This window comes from Rhodopirellula maiorica SM1, assembly GCF_000346295.1.
GTDB lineage: Bacteria > Planctomycetota > Planctomycetia > Pirellulales > Pirellulaceae > Novipirellula > Novipirellula maiorica.
The window spans coordinates 1-17,451 of the sequence record NZ_ANOG01000146.1 but is presented as its reverse complement, the minus strand read 5'-3'; the positions used below and the strand labels follow the sequence as shown (position 1 = coordinate 17,451).

The window sequence follows — 17,451 nt, the reverse complement described above, 5'->3', positions numbered from 1 at the left end:
GATTGGAATGGGGCGGCGGTGACGATTAGCGACGAGATTGGTCTTTGAATACGTCATAACAGAGCCATAACATTGCAATGCCGACGCCGAGATAGGTCCAATCGAATATGGGGCGCGCATGCTTCCAAGGCCATGCAATTGCTATGTCCAGCGCACAGAGTACGAGTATCGCAGCGGCAACGAGAAACGAAACCAAAGTGAAAGATTTCTCTAGCGAAAAACCCGTGAAAAACCGGCCTACACGCGTTTGGTGTCGTCGATTCGGTTTGTAATGGCCCGCGTGGTGACTGCTTCTTTGAATTCGCTGAGCCGCATTCGACGAGGACGCCCTTCGAGTGCGGCGTGGTTGTCGACGCCGACTCGGAGGACTTTGGTCGGCGACGTTGGGAACCTTCCGCAGGTGGGCTCTGCTCTTCGGGCCCTCAGCCGACTGTGCTCGTTGAGCGGGTGATGGACGTCGGATCTCTTTCTGACTAGGCCGATCTAACGTGGTAACCATGTTTGTTTCCTCCGTTTGCATAATGCAGCGAAGTATTTGCAATATCGAGACCAGCACGCGGCGTGCCAATGCGCCAGCAAATTGGCTTGGCCCGAACCACTACGTTCGACGAAAACAATGACGTATGCACTGCCCGCATTTGGGGCGAAAGATATATCCCCAAACCAAACGGGTGTGCCGGGGCCAGGGTGAAACAGCTGACCATTCTGGCACTCCACATGCCAAATTGACTTCGTTTAGTTGGCTTGAAGGTATTCGTCGACGGCTAGCGTGAACGTTTCGACAAGAGGACACAGTGCTTCGATTCGGTCCCGTGCTTCCTCGATTCGGCCTTGCTTTGCGTCCTGCTCAATCTGCTGAGCCAATTCGCGAGCTTCGGCATGATCATAACTACTCACTAAGCTCTTCATTCGATGAGCTGCAATCTCAAGTCGTCGCGGCTCGGATTGCTCAATCGCATCCGTCATCATCTGCATCAATTGCGGCATGTCGTTGATCACGTAACCAATGTGTTCCTTCAACAGATCCAACTCGCCGCCCATCCTCTCTAACGCCGACCCGATACTGAACGCATCGCAACGTTGCGATGTAGAAAGCCGCGTGTCTTCGCAAGACGCTTTCGTTTCCCCGCGACCGAGCTGTTCGACTAGACTCACCAAATCGGCGGCATGAATTGGTTTAGCAAGATAAGAGTCCATGCCAGCAGCCAAACACTTTTCGCGATCTCCTTTCAATGCGTGCGCCGTCAGTGCGATGATGGGCGAGTGCTGTCCCGTGTTCGCTTCGTTTTCGCGGATCGCTTGTGTCGCCGATAACCCATCGCGGCCGGGCATCTGCACGTCCATCAATACAACATCAAACGATTCAGACTGGCAAGCCGAGATGGCGGCCTCACCATCACACTCGCTACGAACGTCATGTCCGCGGCGTTTCAGAATCGATTCAACCAGTTTTCGGTTAGGTTCGTGATCATCGACGAGCAGGATCCGAAGCGGCTTCTCGACGGCTTGAAGGAACTGCGGATCTCGTGGCGAAACGCAATCCGCATGTGCAGATTCAGCTCGAGCGGATGCGTGCGTGCCGGTTGCCAATGTGTTGACAATGGCTTCGAGCAACGCGGATGCGGATACGGGTTTGACAAGATACGATTCAATCCCCATCTGTTTGCACCTGTTCGTCGAATTAGGACGATCCGCCGAAGAGAGCATCATAACCGTACCGGCTTGCAAATCAGGCCGTTGCTGCATCATCTCAGCAAGCTGAAAACCATCAACTACCGGCATCATTGCATCCAGGATGACGAGGTCAAAGGCGACTTCACCGCGGCTCGCCGACTCCAGCTCTTTCAACGCGGCAGCCGCTCCGTCACAAAGGGTAGTTTTAAGTCCCCAGTGCCCGAGCATCTCGTTTAAGATTTTGCGGTTGGTGGCGTTGTCATCGACGATCAGGACGCGTTTCCCCTCCAAATTTTCCACAGCGAGATCAGAGATTTGCTCTTGCGAAGTCAAAGGCCACCGGTGTTTGTCCAAGGAACGATCTTGAGTGCTTGCGAGCCCCAGCGTCAATGTAAAGTAAAATGAGCTGCCTTTGCCTTCGCTGCTTTGCACCCACAGTCTGCCATTCATCAATCGCACTAATTTTGAGGTTATCGTTAACCCCAATCCACTACCGCCGAACCGGCGTGCCATTGATGAATCCACCTGCGTGAACGCATCAAAGATCTTTTGCAGTCGTTGCTTGGGAATGCCGATCCCGGTGTCGGAGACCGAGAACTGCATACAGACTTCGTCTTCGGTCTGCCATTGCTCTTGCACATCGACGACGATCTCGCCGGCGGAGGTAAATTTGATCGCGTTGCCGATCAGGTTAAATAGAACCTGTCGAATGCGAGTCGGGTCGCCGCTCAGTTCATGTGGGATGGTCATTGGCATGTGAACCGCCAACTCCAGTCCTTTCTCATGAGCACGAACCGCCAATGCCTTGGTCGTTTCTCGGACGACTTCGGCCAAATTAAAATCGACTTCTTCGATTTCCATTTTGCCGGCTTCGATTTTGGTGATGTCCAACACATCGTTCAGTAGATCTAGCAGCGCGTCAGCCGACGTTTTCACCGTTTGGATATAGTCACGCTGCTCACGCGATAACTCGGTTGTAAGAGCGAGTTCGGTCATGCCTAAGATGGCATTGAGCGGTGTACGAATTTCATGGCTCATATTCGCTAAAAATTCGCTCTTGCTGCGGCTACTGGCCTCCGCCGACTTCTTCGCCGCAACCAATGCCTCTTCGGTTTGCCGGCGTCTCGTTACATCGCTTTCGATCACAATCCAACGGGAAAGTTTTCCGTTGTCATCGTTCACCGGGATCAGTTTGCATTCGACCCAAAGTGTTGTCCCATCGCAGCGATATTGCAGAACATCCGTCGTCAGTTCTCCGCCGGCAACCAGCGTCTTATTAATTTGTTGCCGCGTGTTGGCGTCGGTGCTCGGACCAAATACCAAGTCATTCAGCATGCACCCCACCGCCTCGGCCGGCTCATACCCGCTAAGTTTACTGAACGCATCATTGGTCCACTGGATCACGCCGCTCGCGTCCATGATCAAAATTGCATTGCTGGCCCGGCTGACGACCAACGACAATGTCTCCAGATCATCCCGATCTGCCGCAGCCTGTTCATCACCACGAAAATCAGACTGTTCGGAACGAACTTGGGAAGCGGATTCAGGCAACCGGATTTGAAATGCTTTCTTGTTCATCGCTACCAAGATTGGGGGGGTGACGACAAAATGGCACACTGCTTGCAATTGTGGTTGTTTGAGCAAATATGCTGCCAATTTGACTCAAATTGAAGTGCACTTTCCTCTTGAACGGGTGTTCGCGTTCTGCGAGCCAAACCGAGTGATCACATGTCCCGAATCCTTGTCGTTGACGATGAACCGGCTGATCTAAATCTGGTTCGTCGTGCACTTGAAAAACAAGACTACGATGTAGCCACCGCCGAGTGCGCCAGAGACGCCCTGCGAAAGCTTCGACGAGAGACGGTCGATGTCGCCGTGTTAGATGTAATGTTGCCCGACGAGGACGGATTGGATGTCTTGCAAAAGATTCGTGAGATCGACGAGCATTTGCCGGTGGTGTTTGTCACATCCGGTGGAGAAAGCAGTACCGCGATCCGAGCAATGAAACTCGGTGCGTTGGATTACTTGTTAAAACCGATCAATGTCACTGAACTTCGTAGTGTGGTGGGACGTGCGGTCGAAATCCGTCGGTTGACCAAAGCTCCTGTGGAGATGAATGTCGATTGGCGTTCCAGCGATGTTCACTCGATCATTGGACGTTGCCCCGCGATGCAGGAGGTTTACAAGTCGATTGGGATTGTCGCGGCTCAAGATGTCACTGTGCTGATCCGAGGTGAAAGTGGCACTGGGAAGGAGTTGGTTGCCAGAGCGTTGTACCAATACAGCGAGCGGGTGCAGGGACCGTTTCTCGCAGTAAACTGTGCCGCGATTCCCGAAGCGTTGTTAGAGAGTGAACTCTTTGGTCACGAAAAAGGAGCCTTCACCGGAGCGGACCGCAAACGAATCGGAAAGTTTGAACAATGCCGAGGTGGCACTTTGTTCTTGGACGAAATTGGGGACATGTCGGCGGTCTTGCAAAGCAAATTGCTACGCGTGCTGCAAGAAAAACAGTTCGAGCGTGTTGGCGGCAACGAAACGATCCAAGCCGACGTGCGTGTGATTGCTGCGACGCATCGAAATTTGGAACAGATGGTCAGCGACGGTGAATTTCGAGCGGATTTGTACTATCGGCTGAATGGTTTCTCAATTCATTTGCCGCCGCTCCGGGAACGCGGCAACGACCTTGATTTGTTGGTAAAGCATTTTCGACGTCATGCGAGCCGTGAATTTGACAAGGACGTTCACGAGGTGTCGTGTGATGCGATGCGGATACTACGCAGCTATTCATGGCCTGGTAACATCCGTGAGTTGCAGAATGCAATTCGTCAAGCAATTCTGAAGACTTCCGGCCCGGCGTTGTTGCCAGACTTCTTGCCCGCGTTCGTCTTTTCACGTTCCAATCGCGCACCGGAAGAGCAACAAACCAATGGGGATCCGCCGCTCGAAGTCGAGAGTATTGACGAACGCAAGAGCACGTCAGCGATCGACAATCAGGCCGACAACGAACCCATCAATATCTTCAACGGGATCACGGATAGACAGCTCGATTTTAATTCGCCTCATTTGTATGACGACGTGATCGGGGCAGTCGAACAACAGCTTGTCCGCGAGGTGCTTAAACGCACCGCAGGTGACAAAGTGGAAGCGGCACGACGGTTGGGAATCAATCCAGCGTTACTACGCAGCCAAGCGGCCTTAGAACTGTTGGATCTAGCGGCGTTGCACCATCAAAATGAAGACAAGCCGCTGATCCGCGTTGGCATGACGCTGGCGGAGATCGAAACCGAGGCAATCCACCGGGCGTTGCAGCAGAGCGGCGGTTGCCGCAAAGCGGCCGCGAAACAGTTAGGAATTAGCACGCGTACGATGCAACGCCGTGTAAAGGAATTGGGTATCTAAGTTGATGTGACGATAGCGTTGGTTTTGACAGTAGCGCGACGGTTGTGCCAAACTACGTTCGCCTGCATCGAAGTGGCACGAGCACTGACTTTGACGTTTGGCGGCGAAAAATTGTCGCCGAGGCGATGTCAATTTGGCATCATCGCTTTTTTATATTGCCGTTCGCTGGCATTGCACCGTCACCCGATGACGACGATCTGCACGTCGCCTTCTTTGCGTTCGACGTTCATGCCGACGTCCCGCGGATGACGGTGAAAGGCAAGGTCGATCACCCCATCGCCAACTCGCAGATTTTGAATACGAACCCAGTTTAGAAAATCAGGTAAACGAGGATTTTCGAAACGCACTTGGGGTCTCGTCGGAGAGAAGGTCAGTCCGAGGATGCTTTGTAGCAGCAAAAAGACAGCACCGGTTGCCCAGGCTTGCGGTGAACAGGCGACGGGATACAGCGTTGGTGCGTGGCCCGGCAATCGATCGAATCCGCAGAACAATTCGGGTAACCGATGCAGGTCATTGACGAGCGACGCATCAAATAGTCCGGCGATCACTCGTGCACACTCGTTGCGAAACCCGTAACGCGCCAAACCTGCGGCGCACATCGCAGTGTCATGCGGCCAGATCGAACCGTTGTGATATGACATGGGGTTGTATCGGACTTCGCCATCGCTAATGGTGCGGATGCCCCAACCACTGAACGCTCGTTCGTCGGTCAACGTCGCGGCAACCGACGCTGCATGGCTTGGATCGACAATGCCGCTATAAAGCAGATGGCCTGCGTTGCTGTTTCGCACCTTGCACGGTTGTTTGTCACCGTCCAGTGCAATCGCGAACGTGCCGATGGACGGTACCCAAAAACGAGCGTTGAAGTCCTGTTTCAGCCGGTCTGCTTGCTCACGAAGCTCGTTTGCCCAGTCAGGATCACCTATGATGTCGGCCAAGTCGGCTGCCAGCAATTTTGCTTCATAAACATAACCTTGCACCTCGCTGACCGCGATTGCTCCCTTTGCATCTCCCCCATCGCTGTGAAAGATTGAATCGTTACTATCTTTCCAGCACTGGTGCGTCAAACCACGTTCGTTGTGTGATTGGTATTCGACGAATCCGTCTCCATCAACGTCGCCGTATTCGTCAATCCAATTAACCGCACGTCGGATGTTGTTCCAGATAAAGTCGATGAATTCGCGATCCCCGGTACGGCGGTAATAATGTCCCGCCAAGATGACAAACAGAGGAGTCGCATCGACGGTTCCGTAGTAGCGTTTAAAAGGCACCTCGCCAAGTGCCGCCATCTCTCCATCACGCATCTCATGGACAATCTTTCCCGGCTCGGATTCGATGCTTGGGTCGACTTCGGCGGCTTGCGTCGCGGCTAAAAAACTCAAAACGCCACGAGCCAATTTGGGACGCACCCAGAGTGTTTCTAACGCCGTAATGATTCCATCCCGGCCAAATGGCGTGGCAAACCAGGGGACTCCGGCATAGGGGTAGCGACCATAGATTGTGTCCGAAACAAGCATGTCGAGGTCCGCATTGCTGCGATTGAGCCAGCCGTTGAATTCTTCGTTTGACGTGAAGATCTCAACACGTTCGGCCTCGGTTTCACGAAGTCGATTCGTCCACCCGGTGACTGCTTCGGCGTGATTTCGTGCGGGAGACTCGGGCTTTTTTACGTACCCTGATTTTCCGTCCGGCACTCTGCCGTCGCGTGTAGTGTGGTTTCATCGCCTCCGCCGAGTTGGACATGTAGCACGCAGCGACGTGGTTCGATGGCGTCGACATCACCGTCAAACGCAATATTGACCTCTCGTTTTTGTTCATCCAATCCGCAGTAGGCCAATTTGACCGCGGATTCACGGATCTCGGCATCATGCAATTCCCCTCGTCGAGATCGGTGCTCGCCCCTCACTTCAAAAATGTCACGAAAATCCGCAGCGAACCGATATTCGATTTTCAATTCGATAGGGCTGCGTGAGTAATTCTTCAGTCGTAAATGTTCATAGAACGTCCCGCCGTCAAGCAGCATGCTGCGGAAGACGTGCAGCGTGCCTTGCGGGAGGACATGATCGGTTTGAGGCAGATCCGGAGTGGTCATCTGCACTACAAACGAGCTGTTGTCTTCTTTCATCGTAGAATTCAACAGTAGCGGACGTTTTTCGTTGATCAACAATTCCCAATTCGAAAGAAACCGCGTTCCTAGATGATACACGCCTTGTTCGGACTCGCCCGTCCCACCGATCTCACCAAGTCGATCAAAGATGGCGAACGTGTCACCCTGTTTTAGCACTTGGCTGTCTGCGGGCGCGCGGTTGTTTTTGGCTTGGACATCCCAATCGGTCGTATTGGTTTGGACTTTCGTAGGGGGCGTATTGCTCATGGTAGAAAATGACGCTGGATGGCGCCCCCAGACATCGAGGAAAGTACTGTCACGCTATACAGTGTCGATGTCTGGGGTGCGCCACGGAACAAGTTACCAGGATATAGAAACGGGACACAGAAAATTAGCCAGCTGACACCGCGGTCTCGATGGTTTTCACGATTGCGTTTCGCGAAGGCATTCGAATCGATTCTTGTGGTTTGATCAGTTGTTCGTAAACACCGACGTAACCTTTGGTCATTGATTCGACCGAGAAACGGTTCTGGAAGTAGATGCGACAAGCACGGCGGTTGATTTTGTCAATGTTGCGAGCCGCCTCGACTGCCTCGTCCACACTTTCGACAACATACCCGCTGACACCATGCTTCATGACCTCGTCGACGCTTCCATTGCGAAACGCGACCACGGGAGTTCCGCAGGCCATCGATTCCGTCATCACCAACCCAAATGGTTCAGGCCAATCAATTGGGAACAACAACGCCTTGGCACCGCCAAGCAATTTGTTCTTTCCGCTTTCGTTCACTTCGCCAATGTATTCGATCAACGGATGATCCAGATGCGGCTGAATCCGCTCTGAGAAATACGGTTCGTCAACCTTGTCGATCTTCGCCGCCATTTTTAGTTTGACACCGAGTCGTTTGGCGATTTCGATTGCACGTTCTGGACCTTTTTCTGGTGAGAACCGTCCGAGAAAGGCAAAGTATTCATTTGGATTCGGTGCGGGTTGGTAGTCATAGTTTTCGCCGGGTGTGCCATTGTAAACCGTCCCGACCCAGTTGGCATTTCGGATCTGCGCGCGTTGCGAATCACTGATTGAGACCACTGGCATATCTGGGAACTGTTCAAAAACGACTTGATAGTCGGGTAGATCAAGCCGCCCATGAAGCGTCGTCACATGGGGTGTGTCGAGGTAACGCATCACGCTAAAGTGACTAAAATCGGTATGGAAGTGAATGATGTCAAATTTGTCTGCCATGCGTAGCACTTCCATCAATTGTCGCTGATGCCAGATGAATGGGTCGCGTGGTACGCTGCTGCATCGCAGCGACTCATTGACAACAGCAACATGGTCCGCGTTTGTCAGCGAGTCTCCGCTGGCAAAGAGAGTCACATCATGTCCTTGGCTGACGAGTTCTTCGGTCAAATAGTGGACGACTCGTTCTGTACCGCCGTACGTTTTGGGAGGTACGGTTTCAATCAAGGGTGCGACCTGAGCGATTCTCATCGGTTGGTTTCCTTTATAAACATCCTTTAAGGTCGAAAATCAGCCAGCCGAATAAGTTGGCGACCGAGTAACGACCACGGGCGCCAGAGGCCAAGCCGATAGGAACGGAAGATTGATCGCGACTGAATGTTGCAACCGTCGTACCAATACACCGTAAAACAGGGCTCAAAGCCAATGTGGCACGGCACCGATCACTAAAGGACAAAACGTCCGCCAGCCGTCCCGCAGACACTGCGGCAAAAAGTCATCAAAGTTCGGTACGCCGCATGCACTTTCGTCTCGATAAAACCGCAAAACGCCCGCTGCAACGGCTCGGCGTTTTGCGTCGTTTGACGCGACAAACCAATGAGGCAAGTGCAGCTGAAATCGGATTGACCAGCGGATTGCTTGGATCGGCTGCCGCCAACAAATCGAACTCGTTTCGGTTCCGTCGTGTCGACGTAACGGTGTTGCCGTTCGAAGGCCACCTCCCCGTCTCCCGCGACCACGGGAAACGGGTGTGCCGTATGCTTTCAGTACCGCGTGCTTTCAAGCGAATCAATCGTTCGCACGTTCGGGATACGGGCTGGGCAACGCCATTAGCACGTCTTGAGCCTCGTCAAACGTCTTGTATCGGACGTCGTCGACCAGAACGCCTCCCGCATCCATGGCTGCGGCTTCGGCGGTCGATCCAATCGGGACGCCTACGATGGTGTAGCCGTCGTCGGTTTCGGCAATAATATAGTCGTTCACTTGATTCTCTCCCTGGGTTGGTGAATCGCTGCGAGAAACAATAACTTTCGATGGTCGAATTACACGATCGTGCAACCGGTAGCCTTGCTCGACCACCTCCAACACCGATCCGTCGGGATGTTTATCGGAATCCTTTTGCCCGAAGACGCGATGTTGTTTCGGATCGAAGGGGCTCCATGCTCCCGAGACTTCGCGTAATCCATGTTTAGAGAGTGCGTCATACAACTGATCGCGAACCAATTCGACCGACTCGATCAGCGCGTCAAAATCGCCGGAGTGCTGGCCTGATAAAATGGCCCGATCTAGATTGTCGAGCACTGGTATCAAATCGTGCATCAAATGGATGCCCGAATACTTCCTTTCCTCATCGAGTTCATTTCGGCTGCGATGACGATAGTCTTGAAACTCGGCGGTGGTGCGCGCGAGCTGGTCTTCACTCGCCGCTAGTCTCGCGCGAAGTGGAAGGTTCGAGTCGTTCATGGGATTGCCTCCGCTAAACAGGGATCGGCTCGCCTAGACCGACGATGCGACGCAGACGCCGACCATGAAAGGCTGGCCATGACACTTTGTTGCGGCAAGTGCCATGCCACGGTGACGTTCGTGACTGGAACTTGGTTCTTGCGGGCTTGCTGCCGTGCCCGTGTGCATCGTGTAACACGGCACGAGCGGGCGAATTAGCCAGAGATCTCAGGTCGCACGCCCTTTGTGCATCTGCATGAACTGCGGCTGGAAACGGTTTCCGCAGCGACAGTTTGTCGGGGTGTGCGACATGTTGGCACTTGCCAGGTCGATCGTAAAAGCGATGGTTGCATTGGCACGCTGGATGCTAGGAGGCATGCGAAATTGGCCGCCGTCGTGCGGGGCGATCGCTAAGGGCTTAGACGACGTCGCTCCGTGCCGCGAACTGCATTCCCCCCTTCAGGAGACATCCGCCTATGAGCGACATGATCGAAGCATCAGGTCTGTCGAAATTTTATGGTGAGTTTGCCGCCGCTCAGCACATCACCTTCTCGGTGCCCGCGGGGCAAGTTTGTGCGTTTCTTGGTCCCAACGGCGCAGGCAAGTCCACAACGATGAAAATGTTGACTGGCTTCTTATCGCCCGACGTAGGAACTGCACGCATCGGAGGATTCGATGTCCATAGCGACCGCATCGCCGCAGCAGAGCGTCTCGGTTACCTGCCTGAAAACGGGCCGTTGTATCCCGAGATGACTCCGAGTTCGTTTTTAAGATACATTGGCGAAACCCGCATGCTTGGCGGCGGCGAATTGGAGGACCGGTTGGATTGGGTTCGTCAACAATGTTCGCTCGGTGACGTGTGGAAAAAAGCTATTGGCAAATTATCGCGTGGGTATCGCCAACGCGTCGGGATGGCACAAGCGTTATTGCATGACCCCGAGGTGCTGATTTTGGACGAGCCCACCAGCGGTTTGGACCCAAATCAGGTTCATGGAGTTCGTCAGCTGATCGAGAGTCTTGGCGAAACCAAAACCGTCTTGTTGTCGACGCACATCTTGCAAGAAGTCCATGCGGTGTGCAGTCGCGTCGTGTTAATCAACGAAGGCCGCTTGGTGTTCGATGGCCCCGCGTCGGAACTTGGTCCTCATAGTGACGCGATGGAGGCAAAATTCCGCGAATTGACGATCGCCGCATGAGTGGCGGTTCCTTCACTGCTCGCCCGAAAACAACAAAACAACGAAGGAATTCGAAGATGCAACTGCGAAAACGTGTTATTCAATCCATTTTTAAACGCAACTTTGCCAGCTATTTCTCCGGTGTTCTAGGTTACCTTTTCATTGTCGTCTTTGTGGTGTTGGGAGGTGCACTGGCGTTCAACGCACGATTCTTCACCGGCAATACTCCGTCGTTGGATCAATTGACTCAGTGGTACCCGGTGTTGCTGCTGTTCTTCATTCCCGCAGTCACCATGAGTGTTTGGGCCGAAGAGAAGAAGATGGGCACCGACGAACTGCTGTTTACGATGCCAGCCAGCGAGAAAGAGATTCTGCTTGGAAAATATGCTGCCGTACTGGCTGTTTACAGCGTGGCATTGGTTTTCTCGATGGCTCACATCGTGGTATTGATGTTTCTTGGTAACCCCGACTGGGGGTTAATCGCGACGACCTATTTCGGATACTGGATCGCGGGTGCCGCGATGCTCAGTGCCGGCATGCTCGCATCGCTGGTGACATCGAACATGACCGTGGCATTCGTCGTCGGCGTTTTGTTGTGTGGTATCCCGGTGGTTATCGGAAACATCGGCAATTTGTTGGGTTTGGGTGAGACGCTGAATCAATTTGGTTTGGCGGAACAGTTTCGTGATTTCGGTATGGGCGTCGTTCCACTGACCGGAGTATTGTATTTCGTCAGTTTGACGGCTTTGATGTTGTATTTGAATTACGTCGTCATGACGCGTCGGCATTGGCAAACCAAACGCGAACCGTCGATGGCGACGCAGTTCGCAATCCGAGCAGCCAGTGTCGCGGCTGTGCTGGGCTGCGCAACCGCATGGGCTGGCTACAGTGCACTCCGTGTCGACGCAACGAGCCAGCGGCTATTCAGTCTATCGTCGACAACAAAATCGATCCTCGGCAAACTTGAATCCGAACGCCCTATCGAGATTCAGGCGTTCCTAAGCCCCGAGGTGCCTCGCGAATACACCGAGACACGTAAACGGCTGGTCGGATTGCTTCGACAATTTGATGAGCTAGGAGGCAAGAATCTTGCGGTTCGTTATGTCGACGTCGAGCCGTTCAGTTCGCAAGCCGAGGAAGCCGAACACTTTGGTATCGAGCCGGTCCAAGTCATGACTGAGCGTGACGGACGACGCAGCGAAGTCGATGTGTATCTCGGTGCCGTGGTGATCAGCAGCTATGACAAGGTCGTCGTTCCGTTCTTTGGTAAAGGGTTGCCGATTGAATACGAGTTGACGCGATCGATCCAAACCGTGGCGAACGAACATCGACATACGGTTGGGGTGCTGAGTACCGACGCAGGATTGATGTCGGGGAACGATTGGCAGATCGTGGAAGAGCTTCGCAAGCAGTACGACGTCGAAGAGGTTTCGGCGTCGAGCGAGATCAATGCCGACAAGTGTGATGTGTTGTTGGCGGTGATGCCTTCATCGTTGACGGAATCCGAAATGGACAATCTGGTCAACTATGCCAATACGGGCAGTCCGCTGCTGGTTTTTGATGACCCGTTTCCATTGACCCTCGGAAGCAACGGATTTGGTGTCACCGGAGCACCGCGACAACCAAAGCGTGGGCACTCGTCAATGATGGGAGGCGGTGCGCCCAGCGAATCCAAAGCGGATGGCGGCAAAGCGACACGGTTAATCAATGCCCTCGGGCTTCGTTGGCAATACGATGCGGTCGTTTTTGATATGAACAACCCGCACCCCGAATTTGCAATGTTGCCTGCGGAATATGTATTCGTCACGCGTCAGCAGACCGATTCGCAATCGTTTAACCGTGAGGATGAAATCACGCGTGGGCTGCAAGAGCTGATTGCCCTATATCCAGGCGATGTTCGCGCGGCAAACGATTCGGACACCCAATTTGTACCGCTTTTGCAGACTGGCCGCGAGTCGGGCGTGTTGAGATGGGCCGAATTTGTGGACGACAGCGGCTTCAACATGTTCACGATGCAAGCGGCCGTCAATCCTCGCCCAAACCCTTTCCGAGTGATCGATGCGGACACGCACGCCATCGCCGCCAAAGTGACGCGTGAAGGTGACAGTCCGGTCAATGCGATCTTCGTCGCGGATGTCGACATGATTTCCGACTTCTTCTTTCAAGAACGGAATCTCGGAAATCTGAGTATGAAGTTCGACAACGTAACCTTCGTTTTGAACGCGGTCGATTCGTTGGTCGGCGACACCTCCTTTTTAGAGCTTCGCAGCCGACGACCAGCTCATCGGACGCTAGTCCGTGTCGAAGAACAAAAACGCGAATTCCTTGAAGCAGCGAACGAAGCTGAACGCAAGGCGGACCAAGCGGCCGAAAAAGAGCTGGAACTTCGTCGCGAGCAATTGAGCAAGCGTGTCAAGGAAATTCAAGAGAACGATGATTTGGATCCAATCGCCAAAGCTCAGATGTTACGGCAGGCTCAAGAGGCCGAGCAGAAGAGAATGACGTTGGCCGAGGCGCAGATCGAACAAGAAAAGAACGACCAAGTTCGAAAGATCCGTGCGACCACGAACCGTCAAATCCGAAAACTGGAATCGAATATCCGGCTGTGGTCCGTTGGCCTGCCGGCGATTCCGGCGCTGGCACTCGGATTGTTCGTGTTTGTTCAACGTTCAAACGACGAACGGAACAACGTCGTCGATTCGCGTCGCCGCGATCGATCGTCCGTCGAATCCGACGGATAGTACGATCGCTCTCGACCGTCACCTCGCGAATTCTAGAAGCCCACATTTCGTCATTAGGGAAAAGATTCGATGTCCACCATCACTCACAATCAAAGCACTCCGAATGGTAATGGTAAGCTCGGAGACCATGCCGGAGATTCAATTCGTACCGCGTCCGAATCGGTCAGTGAACGCTGGTCGAAACTCGGAAGTGAAACTCGCCGGACGGTGCTCTACGCGGTTGCCGGCCTCGCGTGTTTGACAATCACCGCAGGGGTCGAATGGGCAAGCCGTCCAGCAGAAATCCAAGAATTCGGGAAAGTCGGGGAACCCTTCTTTCCCGATTTCACCGACCCAACGCGGGCTACGGCGTTAAACGTTGCGGTTATCGACAAGGACCAAGTTACTGCGCAAGAGTTTGCGGTGGAGCAGACCAAGAACGGCCAATGGGTGATTCCGTCGCACCACCATTACCCCGCCGACGCAGAGGACAAGCTAGCGAAAACAGCCAGCAGCGTAATTGGCATCACGCGGGGAGCAATGGTCAGCCGATGGGCATCGGACCATCCCCGCTATGGCGTCGTCGACCCGAAAGTGGATTCGCTGGGCGTGGATCAACTCGAAGGGATCGGAAAACGGTTGACACTTCGCGGCGAGGGCGACGACGTGTTAGCGGATTACATCATCGGTGATCAGGTCGAAGGAGAGGACAATCAGTATTACGTCCGCCACCCCGAAGAGGATGAAACTTACGTCGCGACGCTCGACATCGATCTGTCCACACGATTTCGCGAATGGATCGACACCGATCTGCTGGGGGTAAACAGTTCCGATATCGTTCATCTGAGCTTAAACGATTATCAATTTGACGAACTCAATGCGACCGTGACGCAGCGGGATGTTACCACGCTTCGTCGCGAAAGCTCAGGTGATCCTTGGCAGATGATCGAAATTGACGACGCCGTTGCTGAGGTAGATGCAGATGCCGTGCGTGAAACGATCAACGCGATTGCCGGACTAAATATCGCTGGCGTGCGGCCAAAACAGAAGGGGTTGACGCCACAACTGCAACTTGATCGCAAGTCGTTGGGATCGCAACGGGACGTGGACCGGTTGCAATCCGACTTGTTGTCGCGAGGCTTTTTGTTGCAACCGGCCAGCGACAGCGATCCTAACACGTTGAAGCTGATCGCTCGCGAGGGTGAGTTGTCCACAGCAACGAACGATGGGCTTGTGTACAAGCTGCACTTCGGTCGCGTCTTTACCGGAAGTCAAGAAGAGCTGGAAATTGGCCTCACGAGTGACACACGGGGTGAAGAAGAAAAACAGACCGAGGAATCAGAGAAAACCGACGTTGCTTCCGACGAGCAAAGCGAAGAGAACGGTGACGGAGACGAGCAGCAGAAGGACAAGGACAAACCGGGACGTTATGTCTTCGTCACGGTCGCATTTGACAAACAGTATCTTGGGGACGAACCGTCCAAACCAAGTGAACCTGAGAGGCCCGATGCTTTGCAACAGAAAGATTCGGACGAATCGTCTGATGTGAACTCGTCCGCCGATGCTAAGGCTGAAGAAGGCGAGGAGAATGATGCTAAGCTCGAAGAGGTCCGCAAGGCATACGAGAACCAGATGGACGAGTACCAGTTGAAGCAGCGAGAGTTTGAGGCTTATCAAGAGAAAGTGGAAACAGGTAAAGAAAAAGCAGAAAACTTGAATCACCGCTACGCTCAGTGGTACTACGTGATTCCAGGAGAAGAGTACGATAAGCTTGCGCTGTCCCGCAGCGACTTTATCAAAGCCAAAGAGCAACCGGAGGACGACTCGGCGGCAAATGAAGAAACGGGCGTGGTGACCGAGACGTCTAGCGATCCATCGGTAACCGAGGCTGCGGCTGACCCTGAATCGGAGGCTGCAGCCGCGAGCGACGACACAGACGAAGGTTCGTCCAGCCAATCGTCGAGCGAGCCCCGAGACGATGAATCGACCGAAACAAAGTAGGGGATCAAAATCAGATCGTCATACCGCGTCCATCGTCGCTCAGGTGCATTGACGCTGTGTCGTCTGATCCGCGCCGTTGAAATGACGGCAACGTTATCGGTTGGATTCCCCGATTGTGATAGCCCTCTCGCGCCGCGATTGATTCCGCGGCGCGAGAGGGAATTTAGGCAGGTAGGCATGAATCATTGGGGGAAATCCCATTAGCCGTTTGGACGCCCGCGGCTTGTTGATTTAGTCGTACGACAGACTTCCTAGTCCGTCGAATACACCAATGCGCTGTGCGATAAACGGAACATGCGAAACATCGATCGAGTCTGAATTCCTGGGCCGCATGCGTCTGGCACGGCGGTTGCTATTTCGGATTTTGCCGCTGGCGATGTGCCAAATTGGCTGTGGCTCCGGAGCGGCAGGGCCACGAGAGTTGTGCAATGTCCAAGCAAACAATGGAGGGCATTTCATGGCGACTGCTACGAAATCAGAAGCAAATCCCAGTTCAAACCTGAAGCTAAAACCTCTTGCCGACCGCGTTGTCTGCCAACGCGACGAAGCGGACGAAATGACATCCGGCGGCATCGTGCTGCCCGATGTTGCGAAAGAGAAAGTCAACCGAGCGAAAGTGATTGCGGTTGGCCCCGGCAAACTCGATGACAACGGGACCTGTCATCCTCTCTCGGTCAACCCAGGCGACCACGTGCTGCTGAACAAGTACGGTGGCGACGAATTTGAAGTTGGCGAGATCAAATACACCATCGTCAGAGAGAGTGACATTTTGGCGGTCATCGAAGAATAGGCAAAGGAATAAGATAGGAATAGGAATACAACTATGTCAAAAATGATTGCTTTTGAACAAGAAGCCCGCGAATCGATGCGTCGCGGCGTGCACAAATTGGCTAAGACCGTGCGTAGCACGCTTGGGCCGGGCGGACACAATGTGATCATCCAAAAGAGTTATGGTTCACCTGTCGTTACACGCGATGGCGTTACCGTTGCCAAAGAGATTGAACTCGAAGACCCCTATGAAAACATGGGGGCACGGATGGTTCGCGAAGTTGCTTCGAAGACCAACGATGTCGCCGGGGACGGAACGACGACAGCGACCGTGCTTGCCGAAGCGATATTTAACGAAGGCCTGCGAGCCGTCGTTGCCGGAACCAATCCGATCGGCATGAAACGTGGCATCGAGCAAGCGGTCGAAGACATCGTCGGCAAGCTGAAATCGATGTCGACGCCGATCAAAGGCCGCAAAGAGATGGAGCAAGTCGCGCGGATCAGTGGCAATCAAGACCCCAAAGTCGGCCAGATTGTTGCCGATGCGATGGACAAAGTCGGCAAAGATGGCGTCGTCACGATCGACGAAGGCAAGAGCTTCGAAACCGAAGTCAAATGGGTCGAGGGGATGCAGTTTGATAAAGGCTACCTGTCACCCTACTTCGTCACCTCACCTGACACGATGGAGTGTGTGCTCGAAGAACCCTATGTGCTGATTCATGAAAAGAAGATCAGCAATCTGCGTGACTTCGTCCCGCTGCTAGAAAAAGTTGCCAAGGCAGGCAAACCGTTGCTGATCATTGCCGAGGATGTCGATGGCGAAGCCTTAGCAACGCTGGTGGTGAACCGGTTTGCGGGGTAACGTTCGTTGCCGCAGCCGGGTCAAAGCCACCTGGTTATGGCGTACCGCCGTAAAGCAATGAT

Annotated in this window: 10 protein-coding genes and 1 pseudogene; 6 read left to right on the top strand and 5 right to left on the bottom strand. The window is 53.6% G+C overall.

The window, feature by feature from the left end:
• Positions 1 to 735: 735 nt before the first annotated feature.
• On the bottom strand, positions 736 to 3,252 hold the full coding sequence (locus RMSM_RS04370) for a PAS domain-containing hybrid sensor histidine kinase/response regulator (protein WP_144057370.1): 2,517 nt from the start codon (positions 3,250 to 3,252) through the stop codon (positions 736 to 738).
• Positions 3,253 to 3,402: 150 nt separating this feature from the next.
• On the opposite strand from RMSM_RS04370, the gene RMSM_RS04365 reads away from it, so the two are divergent.
• Positions 3,403 to 5,073 carry a sigma-54-dependent Fis family transcriptional regulator gene (locus tag RMSM_RS04365; protein ID WP_008692134.1) on the top strand — a complete coding sequence of 557 codons (1,671 nt, stop codon included), beginning with the start codon at positions 3,403 to 3,405 and terminating at the stop codon, positions 5,071 to 5,073.
• A 179-nt stretch (positions 5,074 to 5,252) separates the two neighbouring features.
• Here the strand turns inward: RMSM_RS04365 and RMSM_RS36390 are convergent, their stop codons facing one another.
• The 4 genes from RMSM_RS36390 to RMSM_RS36385 all read right to left on the bottom strand — a co-directional run bounded on the left by RMSM_RS36390 (position 5,253) and on the right by RMSM_RS36385 (position 9,884).
• Complete coding sequence (locus RMSM_RS36390; protein ID WP_008692131.1) at positions 5,253 to 6,767, bottom strand: amylo-alpha-1,6-glucosidase; 1,515 nt, start codon at positions 6,765 to 6,767, stop codon at positions 5,253 to 5,255.
• Positions 6,740 to 7,447, bottom strand: a complete 708-nt coding sequence (locus RMSM_RS41960; protein WP_008692128.1) for a glycogen debranching N-terminal domain-containing protein — start codon at positions 7,445 to 7,447, stop codon at positions 6,740 to 6,742. The genes RMSM_RS36390 and RMSM_RS41960 overlap by 28 nt, the downstream gene beginning before the upstream one ends.
• Before the next feature lie 124 nt (positions 7,448 to 7,571).
• On the bottom strand, positions 7,572 to 8,672 hold the full coding sequence (locus RMSM_RS04350) for a glycosyltransferase family 4 protein (protein ID WP_008692125.1): 1,101 nt from the start codon (positions 8,670 to 8,672) through the stop codon (positions 7,572 to 7,574).
• Positions 8,673 to 9,209: 537 nt separating this feature from the next.
• Positions 9,210 to 9,884: a nucleotide exchange factor GrpE gene (locus RMSM_RS36385; protein WP_008692123.1), complete on the bottom strand. Its 675-nt coding sequence runs from the start codon at positions 9,882 to 9,884 to the stop codon at positions 9,210 to 9,212.
• 455 nt (positions 9,885 to 10,339) lie between these two features.
• Here RMSM_RS36385 and RMSM_RS04335 point away from each other — a divergent pair, with 455 nt between their 5' ends.
• The 5 genes and pseudogenes from RMSM_RS04335 to groEL all read left to right on the top strand — a co-directional run.
• Entirely contained in the window at positions 10,340 to 11,059 is a 720-nt protein-coding gene (locus RMSM_RS04335; RefSeq protein WP_008692117.1) for an ABC transporter ATP-binding protein, read from the top strand.
• Between the two features lie 56 nt (positions 11,060 to 11,115).
• Entirely contained in the window at positions 11,116 to 13,779 is a 2,664-nt protein-coding gene (locus RMSM_RS04330; protein ID WP_040764068.1) for a Gldg family protein, read from the top strand.
• A 69-nt stretch (positions 13,780 to 13,848) separates the two neighbouring features.
• Positions 13,849 to 15,759, top strand: coding sequence for a DUF4340 domain-containing protein (locus tag RMSM_RS04325; protein WP_008692113.1), 1,911 nt, complete (start codon positions 13,849 to 13,851; stop codon positions 15,757 to 15,759).
• A gap of 457 nt (positions 15,760 to 16,216) precedes the next feature.
• The gene (locus tag RMSM_RS04320) at positions 16,217 to 16,549 is read left to right on the top strand and encodes a co-chaperone GroES (protein ID WP_063870187.1); all 333 of its coding nucleotides are present in this window, start codon (positions 16,217 to 16,219) and stop codon (positions 16,547 to 16,549) included.
• A gap of 33 nt (positions 16,550 to 16,582) precedes the next feature.
• Positions 16,583 to 17,430 (top strand): annotated as a pseudogene (gene groEL, locus RMSM_RS04315) (chaperonin GroEL); the annotation flags it as partial.
• Positions 17,431 to 17,451 lie beyond the last annotated feature (21 nt).

What these genes read in the sequence shown, in the direction of transcription:
- RMSM_RS04320 (WP_063870187.1), top strand. Translation starts at nt 16,217, where the DNA reads ATGGCGACTGCTACGAAATCAGAAGCAAATCCCAGTTCAAACCTGAAG.
- RMSM_RS04330 (WP_040764068.1), top strand. Translation starts at nt 11,116, where the DNA reads ATGCAACTGCGAAAACGTGTTATTCAATCCATTTTTAAACGCAACTTT.
- RMSM_RS41960 (WP_008692128.1), bottom strand. Translation starts at nt 7,447, where the DNA reads ATGAGCAATACGCCCCCTACGAAAGTCCAAACCAATACGACCGATTGG.
- RMSM_RS04365 (WP_008692134.1), top strand. Translation starts at nt 3,403, where the DNA reads ATGTCCCGAATCCTTGTCGTTGACGATGAACCGGCTGATCTAAATCTG.
- RMSM_RS36385 (WP_008692123.1), bottom strand. Translation starts at nt 9,884, where the DNA reads ATGAACGACTCGAACCTTCCACTTCGCGCGAGACTAGCGGCGAGTGAA.
- RMSM_RS04325 (WP_008692113.1), top strand. Translation starts at nt 13,849, where the DNA reads ATGTCCACCATCACTCACAATCAAAGCACTCCGAATGGTAATGGTAAG.
- RMSM_RS04350 (WP_008692125.1), bottom strand. Translation starts at nt 8,672, where the DNA reads ATGAGAATCGCTCAGGTCGCACCCTTGATTGAAACCGTACCTCCCAAA.
- RMSM_RS04335 (WP_008692117.1), top strand. Translation starts at nt 10,340, where the DNA reads ATGAGCGACATGATCGAAGCATCAGGTCTGTCGAAATTTTATGGTGAG.
- RMSM_RS04370 (WP_144057370.1), bottom strand. Translation starts at nt 3,252, where the DNA reads ATGAACAAGAAAGCATTTCAAATCCGGTTGCCTGAATCCGCTTCCCAA.